The following is a 12,236-nucleotide window of genomic DNA, read 5'->3' as shown; positions in this document are numbered from 1 at the left end:
AGATGGACGCATATTGGCTCTTATTGGCGGTGTTGTTTTTGCCCTTAGGCGGGGCGATCTATGCGGGGCTTTGGGGAGGGTGTTGCCGGCATTTGCATGTGGGGGTGATTAACTCCTTGCTCTTGTTTGTGTCCTTTTTGAGTGCTTTGGTGCTGTTGATTCAGGCACTGCAAGGATATTCTTACGAGGCGTTTTTGCTTGATTGGATCACTATGGGGGATTTCCATATCGGCTTTTCTTTCATGCTCGATCCCATTAACGCCGTGATGATTGTGGTCGTAACATTGGTTTCTTTCTTGGTGCATGTCTATTCCATTGGCTACATGCAACATGACAAGGGCTATAACCGCTATTTTAGCTATCTCTCCGGCTTTGTGTTTTCCATGCTTTTTTTGGTGCTCAGTGATAACTTTTTAGGGCTCTTTGTAGGCTGGGAGGGTGTGGGGCTATGCTCCTATCTCTTAATCGGCTTTTGGTATCACAAGAGCAGTGCTAATAGTGCCTCCATTGAAGCCTTTGTGATGAATCGCATGGCAGATTTGGGCATGCTCATGGGTATTTTGTTATTGTATTGGAGTGTGGGATCGCTCCAATATTCTATTGTCTTTGCCAATATCGCCTCAATAGACCCCTATGTGCTCTTTTGGATCGGAGTCTTGCTCTTTGTGGGGGCGATGGGCAAGAGCGCGCAATTCCCCCTACACACTTGGCTAGCCAATGCGATGGAGGGACCTACACCCGTATCAGCCTTGATCCATGCCGCTACGATGGTTACAGCAGGGGTGTATTTATTGGTGCGCGCCCACCCACTTTATAGCGCAATCCCCCAAGTGGGTTATGCCATTGCATGTTTGGGGGCATTTGTTGCTCTCTTTGGAGCCAGCATGGCATTAGTCAATAAAGATTTAAAGCGCATCATCGCCTATTCCACGCTCTCCCAACTAGGTTATATGTTTGTAGCAGCAGGTCTAGGGGCTTACTGGGTTGCACTCTTCCACCTCTTCACGCATGCCTTTTTTAAAGCCCTCTTATTCTTGGGGGCGGGCAATGTCATGCATGCCATGCACGATGAGCTAGACATTAGCAAAATGGGTGGGCTTTACAAACCCTTAAAAATAACCGCGGTTTTCATGATCATCGCCTCTGTAGCCTTGTGTGGGATTTACCCTTTTGCGGGCTTTTTCTCCAAAGACAAAATCTTAGAAGTGGCTTTTGGATCGGGACATCATGGGCTTTTTTTGGCTCTGCTCATTGGAGCAGTTTGCACCGCCTTTTATAGCTTTAGACTCTTGATGTTGGTCTTCTTTGCGCCCAAAGTGCATACCATTGAACACCCTCATGAAGCCCCCAATTTCATGCTCACTGCCATGTTGCCCCTTGTGATCTTAGCCATCATGGCAGGCTTTTTTGAACATTCCTTTTTTAATTTTGTCTCCCAAGCGATCAGTGTACCCTCCTTTTTGGATCACTACCCCTCTAAGGGGCTGTTGGTGGGCTTGAGCCTTGTTTTGGTCTCTGTAGCAATCATTTATGCCTTTAAAAAATACCAAAAAGGCATTATTTGCAAAAACAAGGGGCATGGCTTTTTTTACAACTTGCTTTACAACCAATACTATATCCCCCAGCTTTATGCGTGTTTGGCACGGAGTTTTTTGCGCTTTTGTCTGTTTTTGTGGCGCAAGGTGGAGGTGCGCTTGCTCGATCAGTTTATTGATGCGTTGGTGAAAATCCCCGCCTTTGTGGGCACTCTAGTAAGACCCATGCAAAGTGGGAATTTGAGCGCGGCTTTAAGATGGATGACTCTTGGGGTGTTGGTGCTCTTGGGGTGTGCCTTGTTGAGATTTTGGAGTTAGTATGAGCTCAGGTAGTTATTTGTTAAATCTGCTGGTTTTCTTCCCACTCTTGGCTGCATTGCCCATGTTCAAGATTGGCGAACAACACGCGCGCGCCTATGCAGTCGTGGTGGCGGGCATTGAGCTTTTGTTGGTGCTGTGCCTATGGTTTCTCTTTGATTCAAACACGGGGAATTTGCAATTCCAAAGCAATACCGACTTGCTTGGCAATGGGCTGTTTCTCTTTATATTAGCTGTTGATGGCATTTCGCTCTTTTTGGTGATTCTCAATGCCCTAGTGATTTTCCTAGCCACCCTAGCGGTGTATGAAAACAAAAAACACATGCTCTTGTCCCTCTTGCTCTTAGAGGGTATTTTGATGGGCGTTTTTTTAGCCCAAACCTTATTGGTGTTTTATGTGTTTTGGGAGGTTTCGCTCTTGCCCGTGCTCTACATGATCGGGCGTTTTGGGGTCAAGGATCGAGTCTATTCGGGGCTTAAATTTTTCATCTACACCTTTTTAGCCTCTTTAATCATGTTGGTGGGCTTCCTCTACTGGGCTTATGCGAGTTATTTGGTTGTGCGCTCTGGAGCCACCCCTTTTTCAGATGCAGTCTGGGGTTCAATCTGGGGTTCCAATGCAATCTGGGGGATGACCTTTAGCGATTTTGCTAAAATGAGTGCCTACATACCCTTGCAAACACAATTTTGGGTATTCTTAGCTCTTTTTGCAGGTATAGCGGTCAAAATCCCCATTTTCCCTTTCCATAGCTGGATGCCCCATGCTTATGGAAATGCCCCCATTGTGGGTTCCGTTGTGCTCTCTGCCCTGCTTTTAAAAATGGGGACTTATGCTCTTGTGCGTTTGCTCTTGCCTCTCTTGCCCCATTTGCTCCCCCAATTTTTATTGCCCTTGAGCTTGTTAGCTTTGTGCATGGTGATCTATGCGGGCATCTTAGCTTGCGTGCAGACTGAGATGAAACGCCTCATTGCCTATAGCTCCATGTCACACATGGGCGTGGCTCTTTTGGGGCTCTATGCGCTCAATGTGGAGGGTGTGGGGGGGGCGATTTTTACGATGTTCTCCCATGGTCTGGTCAGTGCAGGCTTGTTTATGCTGGTGGGCATGCTCTACCAAAGGAGCCAATCGAGCAAGATTGTCGCCTATCAAGGGGTGGCACATTCCATGCCCGCCTTTGCCACCTGTTTTATGTTCGTGTTGCTAGCCAATGTGGGCATGCCCTTAACCAGTGGCTTTGTGGGCGAGTTTTTAAGCTTGCTGGGCTTTTTTAATGTCTCCCCCCTCATCACCCTACTAGCAGGGAGCACCATCATTTTATCCGCCATCTACATGCTCAATCTGTATAGAAAAGTCTTTTTAGGGGTGCCTAACCGCCGTTCCCAAGCCCTCAAGGATTTATGCGGGCGTGAAAAATTCATCTTAGCCACTCTCATTGTTGCGATTTTGTTTTTTGGGATTTACCCCAAGCCCATTTTAACACCCATTGAAAAGAGCGTGCAGGTTTTGTTAAACACAGCGCAACCCCTTAAGGATCAATGATGGACTCTTTACTCTCTTTTCCAGACACACAAACCATGCAAGAGTTTAACATGCTCACTTTCCTGCCCCTTCTCATCAGTGCGGGCGGGGGGATTTGCTTGCTCTTGTTGAATGCGTTTAAGCGCAGTTTTTCAAGAGACCTCAATGTCTCTTTGGTGATCGTGTTCTTAGCCTTGAATTTATTGGCCGTGTGGGTGCATTGGTCTGGGTTTAATTTCAGATATTTTGGTGCATGGGAGCAATGGTTGGTTGGCCACGCTTTGGACAATGATGCCATCACCTTTATTGCCCAAACCTTAATCGTGCTGGCTAGTTTGTTACTCATTATCTTAGTTTTCTCCAAAGAGAGATTTGCTGAGTTCCAAACTCCCGAATTTTACCCCCTCTATTTGTTCATGGTGGCTGGCTTTGAGCTGATGGTTTCTACCCAACATCTCTTACTGATCCTCATTGGCTTAGAAAGCGCGTCTTTGGCAATGTGCGTGCTGATGGCATTGAATAATAAAAAAGTGGGCATTGAGGCTGGCTTAAAATATTTCACGATGAGCATGCTGGCTAGCGTATTCTTTGTCTTGGGGGCGGCTTTATTTTATCTCAAGACGGGGCAATTTAGGCTTTGGCATTTTGGGGATTATAGCTCCAACCCCTATTCGCTGTTGCTCACCACGCTTTCTTTAGCGTTTATTATTGGTGCACTGGGCTTTAAGGTCTCTTTAGTCCCCTTCCACACTTGGATGCCCGATATTTATGAGGGGAATAACCCCGTCTTTGCTGCCTTTATATCCATTGTGCCTAAAATTGCAGGTTTAACGGTCCTCATGCGCATTGTGCACTACGCTCTAGTGGCCCCACTCGAGTCCTCGATTTTAACTCTTGCTACGATCTTAATTGCCCTCACTATCACCATCCCCAATGTTCTAGCTCTCTTGCAAAAAGATGCCAAGCGCATGATGGCTTATAGTTCGATATCCCATGCGGGCTTTGCACTCTTAGGGGTGATCACCAATGGCTCCATCGTCTTCACCTACTGGATTTACTTTCTCTTCACCAATATTGGGGCGTTTGCGTTTTTTTGGTTGCTCGCCAACAAGCAAGACTCCCTAGCTTCCAACTATGCTTACCCCTATGAGCGTTTCAATGGGCTGATCAAAACCCATCCCGCATTTGCCTTGCTGGGGGCTATTTTTATTTTTTCGCTAGCCGGAATCCCCCCCTTTTCGCTTTTTTGGGGCAAGCTCATTGTTTTGCAAACCCTGATGAGTCAAGGCATGTTTTTGCCGATGGTGATTGTGATCAACAGCGCGATCAGCGTGGCCTACTACTTCAAGCTCCTAGTTGCCATGTTCTTCAAGCCCGCCCCGCAAAGTCCTGCCCCCTTGAGCAATGCAAGCCCCGCCATTAGCGCACTGGGTATTTTAATGGCGATCTTATCTTTGTGCCCATTGACTGGTTTGGGCTTTTACTGGGGGCTGGGGGTAACCCCCTCGTGGGTGTGGCCTTTCCGTCTTTTGATGCCATGAATCGATGTTAAAAGCCATAGCTCTTTTGATTCTGTGGGGGTCACTTTTGAACGCCCTGAACATGAGTATCACTAAGGGGCGGGAAAAAGAACAAGATTTTGCTACCCTCACCCTCACGCACAGCACGCCCTTTAAATGCGAACAAACCAAGATACCCCTTCAAGAAATTACTTGTGTTATTGATGCCATCCCCAAGGCTGGTTTCACGCCTGTGGATACAGAGTTTTTCAGCATCTCCTACACCATGCAAGAGCGGGTTTTTCATTTGCACATCAAGCCCAAATACCAAGAAAAACTCTTTGCCCTCCCCTATGACTACAAGCAACATATCCCCATCCAAGAGCTTAAGCCCAACATGTCCAAAACATGGCAAATTGTGGGCTACCACCTCAAAATCCCCTTTTTGACTCCACAAGACCCCTTAGGGGCTTCCAACAAAGGAATCAATTTCCCCATTCTCATTGAAAATGCCCAAACCCCCTTGATTCAAGAATTAGACGTGGATAATAAACCCCTCACCTACTCTAGAGGGCAGGATTTAGAAGAGTATTTGGGTGTGAAACAAGCCATCCAGCAAAAAGAATATCTGCAAGCCCTCAAAGCCATTAGCCGTATCTTTAAGGTTTATCCTAACACCCTCTTTAAAAAAGACCTCTATCTCTATGAGATGATTGCCTTGAATAGCCTTAAAAAGAAACAAGACCTGATCATCCAAATTGGGGATCAATGGCTCAGATTCTACCCCTCTGATTCCCAAGTCCCCTATGTGCTCTACATGATGGGCAAGGCTTATAGCCAAATTAATTATGACTTGCAAGCCACAGCGAGTTTTAAGCGCGTGATTGCAGAATACCCCAAAAGCCGTTATGCCGCCCTCTCCCAAATGCACCTAGCCCAGCAAGCGAGCAATCGAGGGGATAAAAGTGCGGCGTTGGCTGGGTTGCAAAAGGCTTATAGCCAAGCAAGAGACATTGAGAGTGCGAGCGACATTGCCTTCAACTGGGCACGTTTTGATCTCCAAGACAATGGGGGCAAGAATACCCAACTGATCTTAGATAAAATTTTAGATGCCAACCCTCTTTTTTTCGCCCAAAACCCGGTCAAATCCTATGAAACCCTCCTAGATTTAAACGCCAGAGCTATTTTTACACCTGCCATTAAAATTGCCCAAATCTTAGCCAAACAAGAGGACAATCCCGTTATTAAAGAAAAGGCTGCTTTTGAATTGGGTGCACTCTATGCCAGAAATAACCAACCCGATGAAGCCCACCGCGCTAATCTAGCCTACTTAGACAATTACAACAACGCCATCCATGTGAGTCTAGTCAAAAATAGAGACGAAGAAGTTTTATTCTCCATGCATGGGAATTTTGATGACAAAATGGCGCGTTATGACCAAATTTTACAAGAGTTTCCCCCCCCATCCAAAGAGCACCAGAAGGCTCTTGATCACAAAGCCAAGTTATTATTATCCCACAAATACTATACGCAGGTTTTAGCCCTAGCCCCTGATTTAAAGAACGATTCGCCCTACATGCAAGAGGCCTTGTTGCATTTGAGTCGATCGGCTTTACAAAATGGGGATTGCCCCAGATTTAACACCTATGCGGTACAAATCCACCCTCTAGAAACTAAAAATTTTGATCCCCCTGAACAATTAAGTGCCTTTGATTGTCTCTATGATGCCGCCCTCTACCAACAGGCTGCTATCTTCTCTAATGGGGCATTGCAACACAACACGCCCGATAAACTTGCTTGGCTCTATCGTCAAGGGCGTAACCTCTATGCCCTCAATAATTACCAAGACTCCGTGCTGGCCACTAAAGATGCATTCACACTAGCCACCATCAACAAGCAAAAAAAATATTATGACATCGCCTTCACCTTGTTTTTTGATTACATGCAAACCAATAACGCCCCGGAGGCATTTAAGATTTATAACAAATTGCAAGAACACTTTAAAAACGATGAGCGCATGATCGAGGTTTATGCCCTCTTACTCGAATATGAAGGCAAGAGCAAGAACAACCCCACCACTTTAGAAATTTACGCTAAAAATCTCATCTCTTTGCAAAAACAATATAGAAACAACAGCTACACGCCCTATGCCCAAGAACAGCTGATCGGCGCGTTGATTAGAGGGGGTAAGCTCCAAGAAGCCTTGCAAGAAAGCAATGCCCTTTTAGATAGGAAGCTCAACCCCAAAGATCGCCAAAGGGTTTTGTATAGCAAAGCCACCATCTTAAGACAAGAAAATGATTTACAAGGGGCTCAAGAGAGTTTTAAGGCGTGCCTAGATATTCCTCTTGATTCACCTTGGAAGGATTTATGCTCCCAAGCCCTCAATCTATCCAAACCCTAAAGGTGGTACTGGGTTTAGATGATCCCACAATCTACAAATTTGCCATAGAGCGTGTCAAGTCCCACATAATGCCCTTCTTGTTAGTTCTAATTCAGTATTTAAATGCTAGCATGCTGACTCCAAATTTTAAACGATCTAAGGGCATAAGGAGTTAAAATGTCTAAAATGCTAGCCCCTGAGGGCGTGCCGGTTTGGGTGAATGAGCAGAGGTGTAAGGGCTGTGATCTATGCGTCTCGGTGTGCCCAGCGGGGGTGCTTGGCATGGGTGTGCGCTTGGACCATGTCTTGGGCAAGGTGGCTAAGGTCGCCTACCCGGAGAGTTGCATTGGGTGTTGCAAGTGCGAGCTGGGTTGTCCTGATTTTGCCATTTATGTTGCTGAGAAAAAAGACTTTAAATTTGCTAAAGTTTCTAAAGAGGCTGAGCAGAGAGGCATTAAGGTACGCGCCAACCATTATATGTTGTTAGAAGAGAGTGTAGCGCAAGGGAGGGGACAATGAGGGAATTAATTTCAGATGGGAATGAATTGGTCGCTCAGGCTGCCATTGATGCGGGTTGCCGCTTTTTTGGGGGCTATCCCATTACGCCCAGTTCGGATATTATGCATGCGATGAGTTTGCTTTTGCCCGCCCATGGGGGGCATTTTATGCAAATGGAAGATGAGATTGGGGGGATTTGCGTTTCTTTGGGAGCAAGCATGAGCGGGGTTAAATCCATGACGGCTAGCTCGGGTCCGGGGATCTCTTTAAAAGTGGAGCAAATTGGCTATTCTTACATGACCGAAACACCCTTAGTGATCGTAGATGTGATGCGATCAGGGCCTTCAACGGGCATGCCCACACGGGTCGCTCAAGGGGATATTAGCTTTTTAAAACACCCCATCCATGGTGATTTCCAATCTGTAACCTTGGCTCCGGGCAACTTGCAAGAAGCTTACACAGAAACCATCCGCGCCTTTAATTTGGCTGAAAAACTCATGACTCCGGTTTTCTTGGTGCTGGATGAAACTATCGGGCACATGTATGGGCGGGTGGAGTTACCCGACTTGGAACAAGTGCAAGAAAGCATCATTAACCGGCGTGTATTTAAAGGTGATCCTAAGGATTATAAACCCTATGGGGTGCCCTTAGATGAGTCTGCCATCCTCAATCCCTTTTTTACCGGCTACCGCTACCATGTAACTGGGTTACACCACGATGCTATTGGCTTCCCTACAGAGGATGCCAAAGTGGGGGGTGCACTAATGGATCGCCTCTTTAATAAGATCAATTCCCAAGCCGAATCGGTGAATTTGAATGAAGAGATCGACATAGAGGGGGCGGACTTGTTGGTGATTGGGTATGGTTCTAGTGCCTTGTGCATCAAAGAAGCCCTAAGAGATTTAAAAACACAGAATTATCCTAAGAAAGTGGCCTTTTTTAGGCCCTTGACCTTGTGGCCCAGCCCGGATAAAAGATTGCAAGAACTGGGCAAGCAATTTGAAAAAATCTTGGTGGTCGAGCTCAATAAAGGGCAGTATATCCATCAGATCGAACATGTGATGCACAGAAAAGTAGAGGGCTTGTTGCAAGCTAATGGCAGACCCTTTAGCCCCAAACAAATCATGGCTAAAATCAAGGAGTTGTAATGGCGTTTAACTACGATGAATATTTGCGGGTGGAGCGCACGCCCACGCTTTGGTGTTGGGGTTGTGGAGATGGGGTGATCTTAAAATGCATCATCCGTGCCATTGACGCACTAGGCTGGAATATGGATGATGTGTGCTTGGTGAGCGGGATTGGATGCAGTGGCCGGATGAGTTCGTATGTGAATTGCAACACCGTGCACACTACACACGGGCGTGCATTAGCCTATGCCACCGGGATTAAAATGGCTAATCCTAGTAAGCATGTGATCGTGGTCTCTGGCGATGGGGACAGTTTTGCCATTGGGGGGAATCACACCATCCATGCTTGCAGGCGTAACATTGATTTAAACTTGGTCTTGGTGAATAATTTTATCTATGGCTTGACCAATTCCCAAACTTCCCCCACCACGCCCAATGGCATGTGGACGGTAACCGCCCAAAGTGGGAATATTGACAACCACTTTGATCCATGCCAAATCACGATGGCGGCCGGGGCGACCTTTGTAGCCCGTGAGAGTGTCTTAGACCCCAAGAAGTTGGAACGGGTGTTGATCGAGGGCTTTAAGCATAAGGGCTTTAGCTTTGTGGATGTGCACAGTAATTGCCATATCAATTTGGGGCGCAAAAATAAAATGGCCCAAGCGGCCCAAACTTTGGAATGGATCGCCTCTAGGCTGGTGAGCCAACGCGCTTATGAGCAACTAAGCCCTGAAGAAAGGGAGGATAAATACCCCACCGGCATTTTAAAACAAGACCTCTCTAAAGTGGAATATTGCGAGGCGTATGCTGGGGTGATCAAAAAGGCTAAAAAAGAGAGGAGCTAACATGGAATTGCAATTGCGTTTTACCGGTGTGGGGGGGCAGGGGGTGCTTTTAGCGGGTGAGATTTTAGCCGAAGCCAAGATCGCCTCGGGAGGGTTTGGGACCAAGACTTCCACCTACACCAGCCAAGTTAGGGGCGGGCCTACCAAAGTGGATATTATTTTGAATTCTGAAGAGATCATTTACCCCTATGCCAAAAGCGGGGAAATTGATTTTATGCTCTCTGTGGCACAAAGTAGCTACATGCTGTTTAAGGACGATGTCAAAGATGGGGGGGTTGTGGTGGTCGATCCTAACTTAGTTAAACCCAGTGCACAAGATGAAGCAAGATTGCAACTCTATAAAATCCCCATTATTAGCATTGCTAAAGATGAGGTCGGCAATATCATCACGCAATCGGTGGTGGCGTTGGCGATCACAACTATTTTAGTGGAATGCGTGGATCGGGAGCAGGTGATCCAAACGATGATCTCTAAAGTCCCCGCAAAAGTGGCCGAGCTCAACAAAAAAGCCTTTGAGATTGGAGAAGCCCACGCCCTCAAAGCCCTACAAGCCCAAAAGATTTCTTAAACCCCCATGCTGGAACTAGCCCAAATCCAAGAGATCGCCACCCAGCACGCCACGCCCTTTTATCTCTACGATTTGGATCGCATAGAAAGCAGATTTGCAGATTTTAAAGAAGCCTTTAGGGGTAAAAAATCTTTAATTTGCTATGCGCTCAAGGCTAATTCTAATTTAGCCCTCTTGCAACACTTGGCAAAATTGGGCTGTGGGGCCGATTGTGTTTCCATCTATGAAGTGCGTAAAGCCCTTTTAGCTGGGATCAAGCCCTACCACATCATTTTTAGCGGGGTGGCCAAATTAGAACATGAAATCAGCCTTGCCCTCACTAGCAAGATTTTATTTTTGAATGTGGAATCCTTTGAGGAATTGCGCCTAATTGAGAGCATCGCTAAAGAGCTTAAGATGTGTGCGCGAGTCTCGGTGCGCATTAACCCCAACATTGATGCGCTCACCCACCCCTATATCTCTACCGGACTTTGGGAAAATAAATTCGGGGTGGAGGAAAAAGAAGCGGTACAGATGTTCATGTTTGCCAAGCAGTCCGCCTTTTTAGAGCCCGTTGCGATGCAGTTTCATATCGGTTCCCAGCTCACAGATTTAGCCCCCATCGCAGAGGCTTGCACCAAGATGGGAGCATTGGCGCGTTTTTTGGTGGCTAGTGGGGTGGAGCTCAAATTTTTTGATGTGGGCGGGGGGCTAGGGATTGATTATAGCCAAGAGCAAAATCAGAACTTGATCGATCTGAATGCCTATGCTAGTGCTATTTTCCAAGCCCTCAAGGAATTAGATTTGACTATCATTTGTGAGCCCGGGCGCAAAATTGTCGGGGATAGCGGGGTGCTGGTTAGCCAAGTCCAATACACCAAGCACAATGAACGCAAGCATTTTGCGATCATCGATGCGGGTATGAATGATTTTTTGCGCCCTGCCCTCTACCAAGCCACCCACCCCATCTATACCACCAGCGATCCGCACAACCCCAAACAAACTTACGATCTAGTGGGGCCCATTTGTGAGAGTGCGGATTGCTTTGCCAAGGGAGTCGAACTACCCACACTCAAACGGGGAGATTTGGTGATCTTGGATAAAGTGGGGGCTTATGGGGCAAGCATGGCTAGCCATTATAATAGCCGCCCTAAAATCCTAGAGCTAGGCTTGAGTAAGGGCACGCTTAAAGTGCTCAAACCCAAAGAAAAATTAGCCCACATGATCAGCGATGAGTTGAGTTGTTTAGGCGTGGAGAGTCTAGAGCAAAGCCGCACCCAAATTGATCATCTGGATCAACAAATTAGCGCGTTGTTGCAACAACGCTTGCAGATCGCGCGCCAAATCGCCCAGCACAAACAGAGTTTAGGACTCAAGAGTTACTACCCCGTGCGGGAAGCCCAAATTTTTAAGGGAGTGGGTAAGGGCTTAGAGAGCATTTTTACAGAAATCTTGGGGGTTTCTAGGAGTTTAATTCGCCCGGAGAAAATCGGGTTTTATGGCTTAGAAGGGGATATACGCCGTGCCTTTGGGCAAAGTGCGTTCTTGCAGGAATTAGACCCCCTAGCTTTGATTCAAGCCCTGCAAGAGGGGGGAATAGACTTTGGGGCACTCTTAGTGCAAGAGTGCTTAAAAGATGTGTTGCCCGCCCTACTTCTTGCCAAAATCAAGGCGATCCACTCTTTGGAATTTGGTAAGAAGCGTTGGTATTTGGTGGTGGCTAGGGCAGATTTTGCTTTACGCACAGAAGGCATCTTAGAGAAAAAAAGCGCATTGTATTGCTTGGGCGCGGCCTTAGAATTTTTAACCCAAAGCCTCAAGCCCGCCAAACTCTGCCATGCCCACCCTTTGGGCGAACATCTATTATTGGAAGTGGCGCACACTATACCTCTCCAAAATATCCTAGATGCCCTCACTTTTTGCCAACCTACCAGTTTGGGCACTTATGCCAGCGTGGAGTCCTAA

9 protein-coding genes are annotated in these 12,236 nt (G+C 46.8%); all 9 read left to right on the top strand.

Annotated elements, in window-relative coordinates; genetic code table 11:
• Window positions 1-2 precede the first annotated feature (2 nt).
• The 9 genes from nuoL (at window position 3) to lysA (ending at window position 12,236) form a co-directional block, all read left to right on the top strand.
• Complete coding sequence (gene nuoL, locus EAO36_RS04235) at window positions 3-1,853, top strand: NADH-quinone oxidoreductase subunit L (RefSeq protein ID WP_162983256.1); 1,851 nt, start codon at window positions 3-5, stop codon at window positions 1,851-1,853.
• A 1-nt stretch (window position 1,854) separates the two neighbouring features.
• Window positions 1,855-3,393, top strand: coding sequence for a complex I subunit 4 family protein (locus tag EAO36_RS04230; RefSeq protein ID WP_120955742.1), 1,539 nt, complete (start codon window positions 1,855-1,857; stop codon window positions 3,391-3,393).
• Entirely contained in the window at window positions 3,390-4,913 is a 1,524-nt protein-coding gene (locus EAO36_RS04225; RefSeq protein WP_120947338.1) for an NADH-quinone oxidoreductase subunit N, read from the top strand. Before EAO36_RS04230 ends, EAO36_RS04225 begins: the two co-directional genes overlap by 4 nt.
• 46 nt (window positions 4,914-4,959) lie before the next feature.
• Window positions 4,960-7,275 carry a DUF7494 domain-containing protein gene (locus EAO36_RS04220; protein ID WP_235852363.1) on the top strand — a complete coding sequence of 772 codons (2,316 nt, stop codon included), beginning with the start codon at window positions 4,960-4,962 and terminating at the stop codon, window positions 7,273-7,275.
• Window positions 7,276-7,431: 156 nt separating this feature from the next.
• Window positions 7,432-7,773: a 4Fe-4S binding protein gene (locus EAO36_RS04215; protein ID WP_013891231.1), complete on the top strand. Its 342-nt coding sequence runs from the start codon at window positions 7,432-7,434 to the stop codon at window positions 7,771-7,773.
• A complete protein-coding gene (locus tag EAO36_RS04210; protein WP_120955741.1) occupies window positions 7,770-8,900 on the top strand; it encodes a 2-oxoglutarate synthase subunit alpha in 1,131 nt (376 codons plus the stop codon). Before EAO36_RS04215 ends, EAO36_RS04210 begins: the two co-directional genes overlap by 4 nt.
• Window positions 8,900-9,724 carry a 2-oxoglutarate ferredoxin oxidoreductase subunit beta gene (locus tag EAO36_RS04205; RefSeq protein WP_120947341.1) on the top strand — a complete coding sequence of 275 codons (825 nt, stop codon included), beginning with the start codon at window positions 8,900-8,902 and terminating at the stop codon, window positions 9,722-9,724. The genes EAO36_RS04210 and EAO36_RS04205 overlap by 1 nt, the downstream gene beginning before the upstream one ends.
• A 1-nt stretch (window position 9,725) precedes the next feature.
• Window positions 9,726-10,292 carry a 2-oxoacid:acceptor oxidoreductase family protein gene (locus EAO36_RS04200; RefSeq protein WP_120947342.1) on the top strand — a complete coding sequence of 189 codons (567 nt, stop codon included), beginning with the start codon at window positions 9,726-9,728 and terminating at the stop codon, window positions 10,290-10,292.
• Between the two features lie 6 nt (window positions 10,293-10,298).
• Entirely contained in the window at window positions 10,299-12,236 is a 1,938-nt protein-coding gene (gene lysA, locus EAO36_RS04195; RefSeq protein ID WP_120947343.1) for a diaminopimelate decarboxylase, read from the top strand.

Source organism: Helicobacter mehlei, assembly GCF_003660265.1.
GTDB lineage: Bacteria > Campylobacterota > Campylobacteria > Campylobacterales > Helicobacteraceae > Helicobacter > Helicobacter mehlei.
This window is presented reverse-complemented; position numbering and strand designations above follow the sequence as displayed.